Annotated in this window: 17 protein-coding genes; 9 read left to right on the top strand and 8 right to left on the bottom strand. The window is 60.4% G+C overall.

All coding sequences use genetic code 11. From position 1 onward, the window contains the following. Positions 1–167: 167 nt before the first annotated feature. The 5 genes from HGP14_RS18620 (at position 168) to HGP14_RS18600 (ending at position 4,928) form a co-directional block, all read left to right on the top strand. Positions 168–1,154 carry an ABC transporter ATP-binding protein gene (locus HGP14_RS18620; RefSeq protein ID WP_168831371.1) on the top strand — a complete coding sequence of 329 codons (987 nt, stop codon included), beginning with the start codon at positions 168–170 and terminating at the stop codon, positions 1,152–1,154. Then, positions 1,151–2,119, top strand: a complete 969-nt coding sequence (locus HGP14_RS18615; RefSeq protein ID WP_168831370.1) for an ABC transporter permease — start codon at positions 1,151–1,153, stop codon at positions 2,117–2,119. Before HGP14_RS18620 ends, HGP14_RS18615 begins: the two co-directional genes overlap by 4 nt. Beyond that, on the top strand, positions 2,109–2,924 hold the full coding sequence (locus HGP14_RS18610) for an ABC transporter permease (protein ID WP_168831369.1): 816 nt from the start codon (positions 2,109–2,111) through the stop codon (positions 2,922–2,924). Before HGP14_RS18615 ends, HGP14_RS18610 begins: the two co-directional genes overlap by 11 nt. A gap of 14 nt (positions 2,925–2,938) precedes the next feature. Then, positions 2,939–4,366, top strand: a complete 1,428-nt coding sequence (locus HGP14_RS18605; RefSeq protein WP_168831636.1) for a gamma-aminobutyraldehyde dehydrogenase — start codon at positions 2,939–2,941, stop codon at positions 4,364–4,366. Positions 4,367–4,433: 67 nt separating this feature from the next. Next, complete coding sequence (locus HGP14_RS18600) at positions 4,434–4,928, top strand: ester cyclase (RefSeq protein ID WP_168831368.1); 495 nt, start codon at positions 4,434–4,436, stop codon at positions 4,926–4,928. A gap of 93 nt (positions 4,929–5,021) precedes the next feature. Here HGP14_RS18600 and HGP14_RS18595 read toward each other — a convergent pair whose 3' ends face one another. Beyond that, entirely contained in the window at positions 5,022–5,654 is a 633-nt protein-coding gene (locus tag HGP14_RS18595) for a YjbE family putative metal transport protein (protein ID WP_168831367.1), read from the bottom strand. 172 nt (positions 5,655–5,826) lie between these two features. On the opposite strand from HGP14_RS18595, the gene HGP14_RS18590 reads away from it, so the two are divergent. Then, entirely contained in the window at positions 5,827–6,000 is a 174-nt protein-coding gene (locus HGP14_RS18590) for a DUF1328 domain-containing protein (protein ID WP_168831366.1), read from the top strand. Between the two features lie 14 nt (positions 6,001–6,014). On the opposite strand, the gene HGP14_RS18585 is transcribed toward HGP14_RS18590, so the two are convergent. Beyond that, on the bottom strand, positions 6,015–6,677 hold the full coding sequence (locus HGP14_RS18585; protein ID WP_168831365.1) for a DUF1345 domain-containing protein: 663 nt from the start codon (positions 6,675–6,677) through the stop codon (positions 6,015–6,017). Positions 6,678–6,772: 95 nt separating this feature from the next. Beyond that, positions 6,773–7,738, bottom strand: a complete 966-nt coding sequence (gene tal, locus HGP14_RS18580) for a transaldolase (RefSeq protein WP_168831364.1) — start codon at positions 7,736–7,738, stop codon at positions 6,773–6,775. 316 nt (positions 7,739–8,054) lie between these two features. Between tal and HGP14_RS18575 the strand changes: the two genes are divergently transcribed. After that, entirely contained in the window at positions 8,055–9,083 is a 1,029-nt protein-coding gene (locus tag HGP14_RS18575) for a sugar-binding transcriptional regulator (protein WP_168831363.1), read from the top strand. Here HGP14_RS18575 and HGP14_RS18570 read toward each other — a convergent pair. Together HGP14_RS18570 and HGP14_RS18565 are read right to left on the bottom strand one after the other, a co-directional pair. Then, positions 9,074–9,946, bottom strand: coding sequence for a methylated-DNA--[protein]-cysteine S-methyltransferase (locus HGP14_RS18570; protein WP_168831362.1), 873 nt, complete (start codon positions 9,944–9,946; stop codon positions 9,074–9,076). The genes HGP14_RS18575 and HGP14_RS18570 overlap by 10 nt on opposite strands. 69 nt (positions 9,947–10,015) lie before the next feature. Continuing rightward, positions 10,016–10,513, bottom strand: a complete 498-nt coding sequence (locus tag HGP14_RS18565; protein WP_168831635.1) for a DUF2244 domain-containing protein — start codon at positions 10,511–10,513, stop codon at positions 10,016–10,018. A gap of 22 nt (positions 10,514–10,535) precedes the next feature. Between HGP14_RS18565 and nth the strand changes: the two genes are divergently transcribed. Then, the gene (nth, locus tag HGP14_RS18560; protein WP_168831361.1) at positions 10,536–11,315 is read left to right on the top strand and encodes an endonuclease III; all 780 of its coding nucleotides are present in this window, start codon (positions 10,536–10,538) and stop codon (positions 11,313–11,315) included. Between the two features lie 19 nt (positions 11,316–11,334). Here nth and HGP14_RS18555 read toward each other — a convergent pair whose 3' ends face one another. Further along, positions 11,335–12,048 carry a sulfate transporter family protein gene (locus tag HGP14_RS18555; protein WP_168831360.1) on the bottom strand — a complete coding sequence of 238 codons (714 nt, stop codon included), beginning with the start codon at positions 12,046–12,048 and terminating at the stop codon, positions 11,335–11,337. 228 nt (positions 12,049–12,276) lie between these two features. Here HGP14_RS18555 and HGP14_RS18550 point away from each other — a divergent pair, with 228 nt between their 5' ends. Then, positions 12,277–13,131, top strand: a complete 855-nt coding sequence (locus HGP14_RS18550) for a MurR/RpiR family transcriptional regulator (protein WP_168831359.1) — start codon at positions 12,277–12,279, stop codon at positions 13,129–13,131. Positions 13,132–13,140: 9 nt separating this feature from the next. Here HGP14_RS18550 and HGP14_RS18545 read toward each other — a convergent pair whose 3' ends face one another. Next, positions 13,141–14,724, bottom strand: coding sequence for an FGGY-family carbohydrate kinase (locus tag HGP14_RS18545; protein ID WP_168831634.1), 1,584 nt, complete (start codon positions 14,722–14,724; stop codon positions 13,141–13,143). Beyond that, positions 14,724–15,413, bottom strand: coding sequence for an HAD family phosphatase (locus HGP14_RS18540; RefSeq protein WP_168831358.1), 690 nt, complete (start codon positions 15,411–15,413; stop codon positions 14,724–14,726). Before HGP14_RS18540 ends, HGP14_RS18545 begins: the two co-directional genes overlap by 1 nt. Positions 15,414–15,454: the final 41 nt, after the last annotated feature.

The following is a 15,454-nucleotide window of genomic DNA, read 5'->3' as shown; positions in this document are numbered from 1 at the left end:
CCTCCCCAACCCCTCCCCACAAGGGGGAGGGGCTATAGGCGGCACCGTCTCATTCCTTTCGTTCGCGATGGGGGTTCGAAAGGCGCGGCAAGTTAAGCCCCTCCCCCTTGTGGGGAGGGGCTGGGGAGGGGTCTTACTATGCAGAACTGTGATACTCGGAGCCACCAATGACACCCGCTGTCCGTTTCCAAAAGGTCTCGCGCCATTTTGGCCAGGTTCGCGCCGTCGATCGCGTCGATCTCGAAATCGCCCCGGGCGAATTCTTCGCGATGCTCGGCCCTTCCGGCTCGGGCAAGACGACCTGCCTGCGCCTGATCGCCGGCTTCGAGCAGCCGACGGACGGACATATCGAGATCTTCGGCGAGACGGCCGGCGGCGTTCCGCCTTACCGGCGCAACGTTAATACCGTCTTTCAGGATTACGCCCTCTTCCCGCACCTCAATGTTGTGGACAATGTCGCCTACGGGCTGATGGTCAAGGGCATCGACAAGACAGAACGCACCAAGGCGGCGGAACAGGCGCTGGAACTGGTGAAGCTCCCCGGCTACGGCACCCGCCGTCCCGCCCAGCTTTCCGGGGGCCAGCGGCAGCGCGTGGCGCTCGCCCGTGCGCTGGTCAACAAGCCGAAGGTGCTGCTGCTGGACGAACCGCTGGGCGCACTTGATCTAAAGCTGCGCGAGCAGATGCAGGAGGAGCTGAAGAGCCTGCAGCGGGCGCTCGGCATCACCTTCGTCTTCGTCACCCACGATCAGGGCGAGGCGCTTTCCATGGCCGATCGCGTCGCCGTCTTCAACAATGGCGGCATCGTCCAGGAGGGCACGCCGCAGGATATCTATCGCCGCCCGAAGACCCGCTTCGTCGCCGATTTCGTCGGTTCCTCAAACGTCATCGCACCGGATCTGATGACCTTGCTCGGCGGCGAGAAACGCTGGGCGAGCCTGCGCCCCGAAGCGATCCAACTTTCTGGCAACGGGGTCGAGGCGAAGATCGAAAACACCAGTTTTCTTGGCGCCGCGACGCGCCTTACCGTCGACATCAAGGGCGCACGCCTGCACGTCACCCTGCCCGCCGGAACGCATGTACCTACTGTCGGCGCGACCGTGCGCCTCCTCTGGCAGCCGGCCGACGTGCACTATATGGACGACGCGGCATGACGACGCTGACACTGACAAAGCCCGTCGGCGCGACCTCGATCCTGCCCGGACGCGGCGGTTTCTTCGGCAGGCTGTCGGACGCTTTCTGGCGTCATCCGAACCTGCTGCTCCTCCTGATGCTGACGCCGCCGCTACTCTGGCTCGGCGTCATCTATGTCGGCTCGCTGGTCGCGCTCCTTCTGCAGAGCTTCTTCTCGATTGACGATTTTTCCGGTCTCATCAACTACGAATTCACGCTCGCGACCTACGCGCAGCTTCTGAACCCCACCAATTTCGACATCATCGTCCGCACCGTCGTCATGGCGGCCATGGTCACGATCGCCTCTGCCTTCATCGCCTTTCCGATCGCCTATTACGCCGCACGCTATGCTCAAGGGAAATGGAAGGCCTTCTTCTATCTCGGCGTCATGCTGCCGCTCTGGTCGAGTTATCTGGTCAAGGTCTACGCCTGGAAGCTGGTTCTGGCGAAGGAAGGTATCCTGACCTGGATTTTCGCCAAGCTGCACCTCTCCTGGCTGCTCGACGGCGTTCTCGCCCTGCCCGTGGTCGGCGGCAATTCGTTGTCGGTCAGCTATCTCGGGACCTTCATCGTCTTCGTCTATATCTGGCTGCCCTACATGATCCTGCCGACGCAGGCCGCTCTCGAGCGCGTCCCGGCAAACCTGATCGAAGCCGCGTCCGATCTCGGCGCCACGCCGCAACAGACCTTCCGCACCGTGCTGTTTCCGCTGGCGCTACCCGGCATCGTCGCGGGCTCCATCTTCACGTTCTCACTGACGCTCGGCGATTACATCATCCCGCAGATCATTGGCTCCTCGCGCCTTTTCATCGGCCAGGCGGTCTATGCACAGCAGGGTACGGCCGGCAACGTACCGCTCGCCGCCGCCTTCTCCGTCGTGCCGATCGTCATCATGGCCATTTATCTCTGGCTTGCAAAAAAGCAGGGGGCTTTCGATGCGCTCTGATCGCCACCGGACATCGCCGCTACTGCTGAAGATCGCCGCCGCCGGCGGGCTGCTCTTCCTGCACCTGCCGATCCTGCTGATCTTCGTCTATGCCTTCACCACCGAGGAAAAAAGCTATCAATGGCCGCCGCCGGGGTTCACGCTGCAGTGGTTGGGCATCGCCTGGAACAGGCCGGACGTCTGGGCCGCCCTCGGGCTTTCCTTGCAGGTCGCCTGCATCGCGACCGCGATCGCGCTGGTGCTCGGTACGCTCTGCGCTGCCGCCGTCAGCCAGACGAAGTTCTTCGGCCGCGAAGCGATTTCGCTGCTCGTGATCCTGCCGATCGCGCTACCGGGCATCATCACCGGCATTGCGCTGCGCTCGGCCTTCAGCCTGTTTGACATCCCGTTCTCGGTCTGGACGATCGTTCTCGGTCACGCCACCTTCTGCGTCGTGGTCGTCTACAACAATGCCGTTGCCCGCTTCCGCCGCACGTCGGGCTCGCTGATCGAAGCCTCGATGGATCTCGGCGCCGACGGCTTCCAGACATTCAGGTATGTCATCTTGCCGAACATCGGCACGGCGCTTTTGGCCGGGGGCATGCTCGCCTTTGCGCTGTCCTTCGACGAGGTCATCGTCACGACCTTCACCGGCGGCCAGCAATCGACGCTGCCAATCTGGATGCTGGAGGAGCTCATCCGCCCGCGCCAGCGACCGGTCACCAACGTGGTCGCCATGGTCGTCGTGCTCGTCACTTTCCTGCCGATCCTGGCAGCCTACTACCTCACTCGCGACGGCGATCAGATCGCCGGAGCAGGCAAATGAAAAGGGAGAACATCATGGACACCGCGATGCTGATTGGATCTCGTTTCGAAGCGGGCACGGAGACGGAAGAGCGCATCTTGAACCCGAAGACGGGTGAGACCGTGCTGAACCTACCGGAAGCCTCGCTCGGCCAGATCGACGCCGCCGTCGAGGCGGCCGAAAAGGCATTCATGAGCTGGTCGCAGACGACACCCGCCGAGCGCTCCGGCTATCTTTTGAAGATCGCCGATGCGATCGAGAAGGAGGCGCAGGGTTTTGCTACGCTGGAAGCCTTGAACTGCGGCAAGCCCATCAACGCCGTGCTGAACGATGAAATCCCGGCGATTGTCGATTGTTATCGCTTCTTCGCCGGCGCCGTCCGCAACCTGCACGGCCCGGTCGCCGGCGAGTATCTGCCGAACCACACCTCGATGATCCGCCGTGACCCGATCGGCATCGTCGGGTCGATTGCACCGTGGAACTATCCGCTGATGATGATGGCCTGGAAGCTCGCGCCAGCGATCGCCGGCGGCAACACCGTCGTCTTCAAGCCGTCCGAACAGACACCGCTGACCGCACTGAAGATGGCGAAGCTCCTTGCCGACATCCTGCCCCAAGGCGTTGTCAACGTCATCCTCGGCCGCGGCGAAAGCGTCGGCAACGCGCTGATCAATCATCCGAAGATTTCGATGATATCCATCACGGGCGACGTCGCAACCGGCAAGAAGGTGCTCCAGGCGGCCGCCAAGACCGTCAAGCGCACGCATCTGGAGCTCGGCGGCAAGGCACCGGTCATCGTCTTCGACGACGCCGACATCGAGGCGGTCGTGTCAGGCATCCGCACCTTCGGTTACTACAATGCCGGCCAGGACTGCACCGCCGCCTGCCGCATCTATGCCGACGCCAAGGTCTACGACAAATTCGTCGCCGACCTCACCTCTGCCGTTTCGAGCATCAGGTTCAACCAGGCCGACGACACCGAAAACGAGATCGGTCCATTGATCTCCAAGCGCCAGCGCGATCGCGTCGAAAGCTTCGTCGCGCGGGCCTCAGAACACAAGCACATGGAAATCACCACCGGCGGCGAGATCTCCGGCGACAAGGGCTTCTTCTATGCTCCCACGGTCGTTGCCGGCGCGACGCAGGACGATGAAATCGTCCGTCGCGAGGTTTTCGGCCCTGTCGTTTCCGTCACCCGTTTCACCGATGTCGAGGACGCGGTCACCTGGGCGAACGACAGCGATTACGGCCTTGCCTCGTCCGTCTGGACCAAGGACATCAGCCGCGGCATGAAGACGGCCGCACGCCTGCAGTATGGCTGCACCTGGATCAACACGCACTTCATGCTCACCAACGAGATGCCGCATGGCGGCCTGAAGCAATCCGGCTACGGCAAGGACATGTCGGTCTACGCACTGGAAGACTACACCGCCGTCCGTCACGTCATGATCAACCACGGCTGATCCGTGCGCCGGGCGGAACCGTCCGGCCGCAAACCAAACGAGGAACAACATAAAAAGGGGAACCAAAATGAAACGTCGTACCATTCTTGCCGCCTTGGGCGGCATCTGCCTCGCCTCGACGCTTACAGGAATACCAGCCTACGCGGCCGACCAGACACCGATCGCGGTCGTCGAACAGTATCTGGCCGCATGGAACGCCCACGATGCCACCAAGGCCGCTGATCTTTTTGACGAAAAGGTCAGCTATTACGACGCGTCAGTCGGCAAGCCCACCGTCGGCAAGGCGGAGGCCAAGGCCGCGGTGATCGACAATTTCATGACCGCGGCGCCGGACCTCAAATGGGTGATGCGCGGCGATCCAATCGTCAGTGGAAACAGGGTTTCCTTCGAGTGGACCTTCTCGGGAACGAATAGCGGCGCTTGGGCGGATGGAACCCCGGCAACCAACAAGTCCTTCTCCTTCGATGGCGCCTCGGTCTTCGTTATAGAAAACAATGCGATCAAGCAGCAGTCGGACTACTACGATGCCCTTGGCCTCTACAAGCAGCTGGGTTTGATGTAACGCCCCGATGCCTGAGACGGCGACACCCCTTCGAAGGGTGCCGCCAACGGCCCGCTGGGCCGCACCTGCCGTTCCGTCTTTCAGCCTGAAGCTTCAGGCGGCATGGCCATAGAGGGCCAGCAGCTGTTCGCTGCCGTGCCACACCATGTCGAGCGCCACATAGACGATGATCGCAAGGCCGATCCAGCCGATCCACTTGAAGCGCTCGAGGAGCTTCGCGACGACGTTCGAAGCGAGCCCCATCAGCAACACCGAAAGGATGAGGCCGAAAATCAGCGCATTCATATTCTCCTTGGCGGCGCCCGCAACGGCAAGCACGTTGTCGAGCGACATGGAGACATCGGCGAAGATAATTTGCGCGATCGCCTGCCGGAAGAGCTTCGGTTTCACATGCGGGTCATGGCCGGAAGCATCGCCGGCATGCGCTTCCTCCTCTGCCGCCGACAGCAATTCCTTGCCCATCGTCCAGCAGATCCACAGGAGCATCAGTCCACCGGCAAGCGTGATGCCGGTAATCGCAAGCAGCTTCGCCGCGGCCACGGCGAAGACGATGCGGATGACTGCTGCGGCCGCGATGCCGACGGCAATCGCCTTGCCGCGCAGCTCGCTGACAAGGCCGGCGGCGGCCATGCCGATGACGATCACATTGTCCCCCGAGAGCAGGAGATTGATCATGATCACTTCGAAATAGGCGGAAATGGTATGCTGGTCCAGAAAGGCGGGCATGGAAAAGGCTTTCGTCGATGGGGCAAATCGATGTCCATCCCTTGAAACAGATCGCTCGAACTTTGGAAAGCCCCAATATGATAATTTGAGGAACGCCGTTCCGTTTTAAACGATTTGGAACAATTTCCCGTCTGCCGCGTAGCTTCTGGGACAAACGCAGAGGACAAACACCATGCTGAAATGGGCCCTGATATTCTTGGTAATTTCGCTGATCGCCGGTTTCTTCGGTTTTTCCGGCATCTCCGCGGCCACCGCGACAATCGCGCGCGTGCTCTTCGGTATTGCTCTCGTTATCTTCTTGATCTTCCTGATCCTGGCGCTGCTAGCGGGACAGGCGATCCTATAGTCCGCAAGGTTTGCCTATAACAGGCTCGCCCCGACATTGATCGCGAGCGCCAGGATCGTCGTGTTGAACAGAAACGACAGTACGGCGTGGAGCAGCGTGATCTTGCGCATCGTCACGGAAGAGACGGCAACATCTGCCGTTTGCGCCGCCACGCCGATTGTGAATGAGAAGTAGAGGAAATCCCAATAGACCGGCTCTTCAATCCGATCGGGGAAGATCAGCCCATTTCCCTGTTCGCTGTAAAAGCGATGGGCGTAGTGGATGGTGAAGAGCGTATGGAGGAACACCCAGGAGATAAGAATCGTGACGACCGCCTCGCCGGCTTTGGCCAACGCGATACTCGGCGCCGCGTTCTTGATGGAATGCAGCTCGAGACCGATACCGGCGATGCTTGCAACTGCCGCCGCGATCGACAGGAACAGCACGAGGGTGTCGGAGAAATCCAGATCCTCCGCACGCTTCCTGATATCCGCAACCGTTGCTCGAAGCATTCTTCTCCAGCTGATGCCGATGAAGACCATGGCCGCGACGCTCCAGCCGATCAGAACATGGTCGGCGCCCACGCGTACGGAGTTCAGGACCAGAAAAGCGGCAAGGCCGGAAATAAAGGCGATAATGACGCTCGAGTGCCGGGTGACAGAGGTCACCGTTAAGCCGCCCTGGTCGTCATCCGCCATGGATTTTCTCCGGCCCCGTTGCCATCGATACTAATAGGAAAATGGCGCGGCCGCTCTTGGCGGACGCGCCATTCCAGGCGTCTCATGCGAACATCTTAGGCGGCAGCGAGCTGCAGTTCCTTGCGAACCATTGCACGAAGCACCCCTAGGTCCTTGGCGAAAGCACGGATGCCTTCGGCAAGCTTTTCGGTTGCCATGGCATCTTCGTTCATCAGCCAGCGGAAAGTCTTCTCGTCGATTTCGATCTTCGGCTCGGCCTTCTTCGCTTCCGGCGAGAGCCTGCGCGCAAGCGTGCCCTGATCGTTTGCAAGTTCATCGAGCAATGCCGGGCTGATCGTCAGGCGATCGCAACCGGCCAGCGCTTCGATTTCGCCGACATTGCGGAACGAAGCACCCATGACGATCGTCTTGATGTCGTGCGACTTGTAGTAATTGTAGATCTCACGGACCGACTGAACGCCCGGATCCTCTTCCGCAGTGTAGTCCTTGCCGGTCGACTTCTTGTACCAGTCGAGGATTCGACCGACGAAGGGCGAGATGAGGAAGACCTTCGCGTCAGCGCAAGCAATCGCTTGAACTTTGGAGAAGAGAAGCGTCAGGTTGCAGTCGATGCCTTCCTTCTGCAGCACTTCCGCAGCCCGGATCCCTTCCCAGGTGGAGGCAAGCTTGATCAGGATGCGATCTTTCTCGATGCCACGTTCCTTGTAGGCGGCAATGATGGCGCGCGCCTTGGCGATGGATGCTTCCGTATCGAAGGAGAGGTCTGCATCGACTTCCGTCGAAACACGGCCGGGGACGAGCTTCGACAAAGCGGCGCCGACGGAAATCGCCAGCCGATCCGCAACGGCGGCCGCGACCACATCGGTATTTCCGCCCTGCTTCTTTCCCCAGGCGACAGCTTCCTTGACCGCATCGGCAAACATGGGCGTGCCGAGCGCCTTCAGAACGATGGTCGGGTTGGTGGTGCAATCCACCGGCTTCAGGCGCGCGACGGCCTCGATATCGCCGGTATCGGCGACAACCGTGGTCATTTCGCGGAGTTGGTCAAGCTTGGATGTCATGGTCAAATTCCCTTGTGAACTCGAACTGCTACCTTGCGCTGCGAACCGGCGCGAGCTCCGGTAATTGAGGTAATCTACGGACAGACGATTTGCATGCAATAGGCGGAAGGCGACCCGTCACTTTCCGCGCCTATACATTGCCTTACCCGAACGAGTACGACTTTGTCAGGAGCGACTATCATCGTTTCGTCAATCGAAAGTCAAGGACATTTGTGCATTTCAATTGACATAAGTGTCACGCGCGTCATTATCGCCGGCACCGGGCTCTTCTTCCTTCTCGAAGGGTAATTAGGGTCGAATTCGCACGGGAGAAGATGTGGTCAAGCTGAAACGCGGCACGCACACGGCCTACTCCGAAGCCTCGTCTCTGAGGCTGCGCGCCGCGTGGCTATACTACAATCAGGGCCTGACGCAGAAGGATGTCGCCGAACAGCTCGGCATCAGCCGAACCACCGTCATCCGCCTGCTCGACGAAGCGATGAAGCGTAGCGAGGTGCAGATCTGGATCAACGATTCGATCGGCGATTGCGTCGAGTTGTCGGTGAAGCTGGAGAGGGCCTACGGGCTCGACGAGGCGATCGTCGTTCCCGCTCCAGCGCGTTGCGACGCCGAGAGCCTGGCGAAAAACGTCGGCCTCGCCCTTGGCCAGTTCCTGTCCGAAGCAATCCCGGACGATTATACGATCGGCGTCGGCTGGGGCCGCACGATGACGGCTTCGCTTTCGAGCTTCCGGCCACCGCGCCGCGTCAATTGCAAGGTCGTCTCGCTCCTCGGCGGCATTGTCGCAGTGCATCAAACGAACCCGATCGACTATACGTGGCGGCTCGCGAGTCAGCTTGGCGCGGAGTGCTACATGTTCCTCTCGCCGCTGCTCGTCGACTCGGTCGAGACCAAGCGCAACCTGATCGAAAAATGCGGGCTCGACGCGATCTATCGATTGGCCGAAGATCTCGATCTCGCGATCGTCAGTTGCGGGGACATCGGTCCTCATTCGACGTCGCTGTCGGAAGGCTGGATTTCCAAGACGGAACTGCAGCAGCTGATCGATGCCGGCTGTGTCTGCGACACGATGTTCAATTTTCTCGACGAGGACGGCAACACCGTCGATCACTCGATCAACAGCCGCGTCATGTCGGTCGATCTCGATACGCTGAAGAACGCCAGGCACATCGTACTCGCCTCGGGCGGCGCGCATCGCGCCGTCGCCATTCGCGCCACCATAAGGCGCATCGGCTGCAATACCCTGATCACCGACGAGAGCGCAGCCAGGGCGCTGCTGGAGTTGACGGAAACCGCACAGCTTGCGTCTTCTCCCCGGCGAGGAGAGGAGAACCCTCAGGCCTGACCGGCTTCCCAGCCAAGCATTGCCCGCTTTCGGGTGAGGCCCCAGTGATACCCCGTCAGCGCCCCGCTCTTGCCGACGGCACGATGGCATGGCACCACGAAGGATATCGGGTTGGCGCCGACGGCAGCGCCTACAGCACGCATCGCCTTGGGACTGCCGATATCGTTCGCAATATCGCTGTAGGTCACAGCCTTGCCGAACGGAATCTTCAAGAGGCTTTCCCAGACGCGCACCTGAAAATCCGTACCAATGAGCACGACGCGCAGCGGCTGTTCGACAGACCACTCGCCCGGATCGAAGATGCGCTCGCAATAAGGCGCCGTCGCCTGCCGGTCCTCGACATATTCGGCATTCGGCCAGCGGCAGCTCATGTCTTCAAGACAGGCAGCCTCGTCGCCAAGATCGCTGAAAGCAAGGCCGGCAAGGCCGCGATCGGTCACCATGACCAGTGCGACGCCGAACGGCGACTGGTGGAAGGCGTAGCGGATCGTCAGGCCACCACCGCGTGCTTTCCACTCACCCGGCGACATCGCCTCATGGGTGACGAAGAGGTCGTGAAGACGGCTCGGGCCGGAAAGGCCCACTTCGATCGAGGTTTCAAGCAGCGGCATGTTTTCCTGGCGCAGCAGCCGCTTTGCGTGGTCGAGCGTGACTGCCTGCAGGAACGCCTTTGGCGAAAGCCCGGCCCAGCGGGTAAAGGTCTTCTGGAGTTGCGTCGGCGATTGGTTGAGCCGCGCGGCTATCGCCTCCAGCGACGGCTGGTCGCGATAGTCCTCGGTGATGAGTTCGATGACCTGACGCACGGTCTCGTAGTCGGGACCTTCCGGCGTGATGTCTCTGTTCAGGTTTGCGATCATATTCATCGTTCTTCTCCTTGTAACAAGGAGATAGTCAAGAGGACGGCTGCAAGCCACCCGTTTCTTGCGGCACGTTCAAATGCGCTGCTTGACCGTTGCGAGCGCGCCCTTGAAGGCTCTGGCGAAGCTTTCGCGGTCATCGGGATTGAGGAAGGAGCCGATATCCGTCCGCCGGCCCTCGCCGAAAATATGCATGGAGAGAATGCCGATCTCCTGATGGCGGCGCACTAGGAAGCGCGCCCAGAACGGATTGAAGTGATGCTCCACCATTCTCCCGGAAGGCGCAAATTTTCGGATCGCGACATCGGTGCGCGAAACCGTCACTTCCTCGCGCGCCTTTCCGGAGCGATAGTTAAGCCAGAAGGCACCGTAAAGCAGGGCGAAATCCAGCCCGAAGAAGAAGCCGATCGGCCAAGCCCCGGTGACGATAAAGAACATCCCGTACATGAAGCAGACAGCACCGGAAAGCAGAAGCAACACCCTGAAGCCCTTGCGCCCGAGCGACCGGTAAGGGAAAAGTTCGGCTGCAAAAACAGGCTTGTCGTTCGCCCTCTCGGCGTTGCTTTCTGTCATGGCCGATGAGTATAGATTGTCCATGTCCGAACCGAAACTCAAATCCGCCCGCAAAGCTCCGCAAAACTCAAAAGTGATCACCCGCGGCAAGACGGCCGCCGTGCGCACCGTATACTCGGAAGCCGAGCGCGAGGAGATATTCCACCGGTTCTCGATCCAGCGGCCGGAGCCGAGGGGCGAGCTGGAGCACACCAATCCGTTCACGCTTGTCGTGGCCGTCGCGCTCTCCGCCCAGGCGACCGATGCCGGCGTCAACAAGGCAACGCGGGCGCTCTTCAAGGTGGCAGATACACCGGAAAATATGCTGGCGCTCGGGGAGGAACGCCTCCGCGACTACATCAAGACGATCGGCCTTTACCGCAACAAGGCCAAGAACGTCATGGCGCTTTCGCAGATGCTGATCGACGAATTCGGCGGCCAGGTGCCACAGACCCGCGATGAGCTCATGCGCTTGCCGGGCGTGGGCCGCAAGACCGCCAATGTGGTTTTATCGATGGCCTTCGGTCAGGCAACCATTGCGGTGGATACGCACATCTTCCGGATCGCGAACCGCATCAAGCTGGCGCCGGGAAAGACGCCGGATGAGGTGGAAGGGCGCCTGATGAAGGTGATCCCCAAACACTATCTCTACCACGCCCACCACTGGCTGATCCTGCATGGCCGCTATACCTGCAAGGCTAGGCGGCCGGAATGCGAGCGCTGCGTCATTGCCGATCTCTGCAAATCGCCGGAAAAGAGCTGCGATATACCGGCACCGCTGGTCGAGCTACCGGCACAGGTAATCGGCGAGGCCGTCGAGTAAGGCGCCCATCCTCGATGGTCTACCGGCGAAAGCCCATATCCTTCTGGGAGACCAATTTATAAAGGTGCACCATCATGCCCGCTGCAAAGAGCGGCGTCAGCAAGTTGAGGATGGGGATCGCCAGAAAAACGGCGATCACCAAGCCACCGAGGAAGACCGTCGACGCGTGCTTTACCCTGAACAGCCGCGCCTCCTCCGGCGGGCGGAAGCGCATCGCCGCAAATTCAAAAAACTCGCGCCCGAGCAGATAGCCGTTGACCAGGAAAAAGGCGATCAGGTTCACGCCCGGAATGAACAGCAGGAGGAGCGCGACGATATTGCCGGCGATCACCACGCCCAAGAATTTGAGCGAACTGGCAATTGCCGGGCCGAGCGGCATCGCCGTGCCCGGGGCGTCTTCCGGATAGTCCCGTCTCTCCACGACTTCCGCGACGTCATCGAGAAACAGGCCGGCGATCAGTGCGGTAACCGTTGACAACAGCAGCGCAAGCCCCAGCGCAAGACCGATGCCTGCAAGAATTGCGAAGACGAAACTCAGCCAGCCAGCCCAATCCGGCATGTCCGGAAAGAAACCGGCTACCCAGGGAAACAGAAAGGTTATGAACAGGCTTCGAAGCAAGAACCAGAGGCCGACCAGAACCAGGATCGTAAGTCCCAGCACCTTCCAGAAAACCGAACGGGTCTCCCGTGCGAAGAGATTGGCGAACGAAAGGCGCGCGGCATCGAGGATCATTCTTGGCATCTCCGTTGTGCCTGCGCATGTAGGAATCTCAACGTCTGACCGCAAGCGGAAATAAATTCATGCAAGAAGGGAAAACTTGTCTAAAATAACACACTAATATATAGTTTTAGATAACCGAGATAAACTGAACCTGACACGCAGCTTCCGGAAATAGTTGCAAACGGCAAGTCTCGCCATAGCGCATCCGAGAAATGCTTCTGGGAGGTCGGGGAGGCCGACGTGGAGGATTTTGTTCAGAAGCTTAGAAATTATGTGAAGTCCGGCACACCGGCTGAGCGGCGGATCGCAAAATACTTCACCGAGCACCTGAATGACCTTCCTTTCGAGACTGCCGCCTCCGTCGCCGATCGTCTTGACCTTAGCCCGATGACGGTGGGCCGATTTCTGCGCGCGCTCGGCTACCAGGGCCTCGACAGCGTCAAGGTCCATTTTCGCGAAACCGCCGTCACCTCTCCTACCCAGCTTCAAACATCCCTCAGCGAGTTGCAGACCGATGCCTCGGACGGAAAGCCGCTTGCGCTGCTCGTCACCGAGCAGATCCAGGCGCTGCATCACCTCTACCATCTGACCGCACAGACGCACTGGTCCGAAGCTGTCGCGATGATCGGAGCGGCGCGTGAGGTTTTCATTGCGACGCATGTGCGGCTCGCCGGGATCGCTGCGCACTTTGCCCAGCGGCTGATACGCTCCCGCGATGGCGTCCATGCGCTGGACGGTTCGGGAAGCCGTTTCGCGGAGCTCTTCGCACGGCAAAGCGGCGAGGGCGCCCTTCTGATTATTGTCGATTGCCGCCGCTTCGGCAGAGCGCGCCTCTTGGCAAGGACGGCCCGGCGCTTCGGTTACAAGGTCGTGCTGATCGCCACTGAAAACAACGACTGGCTGCCGGATCAGACCAACATTATGCTGACATTACCGCCTGCCCGCTCGCCCGATGACGATAACCTTCCTCCGCTCGTCGCTCTGCTCGACTGTCTGTCGGAATCCGTCATCATAGCGGCGGGTGAAGAGGCCATCGAGCGCAGCCGCCGGATGCTGGAATTCGGAACGATTCTCGGAGAAAGCGGCAGCCACTAGGGTCAGGACCTAGTTCATTGCTTCCAGTTCGGCCCGGTGGCGGTACATGGCGAGGAACCGCCGGTATTCACGATCGTACATCGCCTGTTTCGCCCCATCCGGCACCCGCTCCTCGCCGCCCGGGTACATTGCATAGCCGGCCGCCGCGAGGTCCTTGTGCAAGCCGCAGGCAACGGAGGCCGCGATCGCGGTGCCCAGCAAGACGGCCTCGTTCATCTTCGGCACCACGACTTTGCAGCCCGTCGCATCCGAATAAAGCTCCATCAGTACCGGGTTTTTCACATGCCCGCCCGCCATATGCAGCGTGTCGGGCGCGTAGCCATATTCCTTCATCTTTTCGAGAATATGCCGGGTTCCAAGCGCAATGCTGACCGCGGTGCGCCAATAAAGCGCGCAAAGCCCATCGAACGAGGTATCGAGGGTCATGCCGCTGATGACGCCAACCGCGTGCGGATCGGCAAGCGGCGAGCGGTTGCCATGGAAATCCGGCAGCACGAAAATACGCGCGCCGAACGCGTCCCCCTCCTCGGCGCGCAGTTGCGCAATGCGAGACACGATCTTCTGATGCAAGGCCGCTGTCGGCTCGCCGCCTGCCGCATGCATGCGCACGATATGGTCGAGCAGCGCCCCCGTCGCCGATTGCCCGGCCTCGACAAGCCACAGATTCCTGAAGACCGCCTCGTAATAAGGCCCCCACATCCCGTGACTTGGCTTGAGTTCGCGTGAGAACGAGACGATGCAGCTCGAGGTCCCTGCGATGAGCGCGAGTTGATGCTCCAGCCTTGACGGATCGCCCGCATATCCCGCAAGCGCGCCCAGCGCCCCCGCATAAGCGTCGATCATGCCCGCCGAAACGTGGCAATCCGTCGTCAGTCCGAGAGCCGACGCGGCTTCCTCCGTGAGCGTGCCGACGCTTTCGCCAACTGGCGTCGTCCTGTCAGGCAGGCGACCGCGCTCCTGCAGGTCTTCCAAGCCGATCTGCTTCAGAAAGTCCTGCTGCCAACCCGTTTCAGTGTGCGCAAGATAATTCCACTTCGCCGTCAATGTGCAGCGCGAGCGTGCAAGCGAGCCGGTTGCCTTCCAGGTCATGAAATCGGCAAGATCGAAGAAATAGCCCGCTTTCATCCAGGTGCCCGGCAGCTGTTTCTTCAGCCACATCAGCTTCGGCATCTCCATTTCCGGTGACATGAAGTGTCCGGAATGCTCGAGAACCGCATGCGCGGTTGCCGTGCAGAAATCGGCTTCTTTCAGCGCTCTATGGTCAAGCCAGACAATCGTGTCGAAGCGTCGTTCCCCACCGGTCGAAACGCTGATCTGCTCGCCATCGACATCGCGGACGACCAGCGAGCACGTGGCGTCGAAACCGATTGCGCCAACTGACGCAGGTGACACGCCCGATTCGCCCATCGCTTTGCGAACGGCAATGCAGGCTGCAGACCAGATGTCTTCGGAATCGTGTTCGGCGTGGTTTTCGCGCGGCCGGTTCATGATGATCGGATGTTCGGCCTTGCCCAGCAGGCGGCCGTGAGCGTCGAAGACGCCGGCCCGCGCGCTGCCGGTGCCGACATCCACCGCAACCACATGATCATGCATCAAGGATGTGCCCCATCCAGGTTTCGTTTCTGGATAAGGTGTATCAAATCCGGCATTGCGTCAAACACGCATTCAGGAGAAAGCCTATCGAGTTCAGCACGATAACCGGCAAAATTGGCATGCGAGCCGCCGGTAAAGGCAAAAACCGTCATGCCCGCAGCCTTGGCCGCCTCGACGCCCGCCGGGCTATCCTCGATCACAAGGCAATTCTTCGGATCGACATGCATTTCGCGCGCCGCATGTAAGAAGAGATCCGGCGCCGGCTTGCCATTCTTCACCATCGAGGCGCTGAAGATGTTCGGCAGCTTGTTGATGAGCCCGGTGACGGTGAGCGACAGCCGGATGCGCTCGACCTGGCTCGACGAGGCAACACAGCAGGGGATGCTGAGCGCGTCGATCGCCGCGCCTACGCCGTCGATCGGCTTCAGTTCGCGCCGGAACCGCGCATAGAGATCAGTGCGGATCTGCTCCAGAAATTCACTTCCGGCATCGACCTGATACTGACTCTTCATTGTCTCGATGACGGTGGCCAAGCTCTTGCCGAGGAAGCGTCCATAGACCTCTTCCTCGGTGATCTGCACGCCGAGATCGTTCATCGCCTTGACGAGAACGCTGACCGAAATCGGTTCGCTATCAACGAGAACGCCGTCGCAATCGAAGATGACCAGGCGTGTTTCATCATCAGCCATGGAAGACCAACCAGGTTTCGGTTCGGATGCAATCGCCCCGC

Origin of the sequence: Rhizobium sp. P32RR-XVIII (assembly GCF_012641395.1) — a bacterium.
Lineage (GTDB): Bacteria > Pseudomonadota > Alphaproteobacteria > Rhizobiales > Rhizobiaceae > Rhizobium.
Note: the sequence above shows the minus strand (reverse complement) of the source record. Positions and strands in the feature narration are given on the sequence as shown.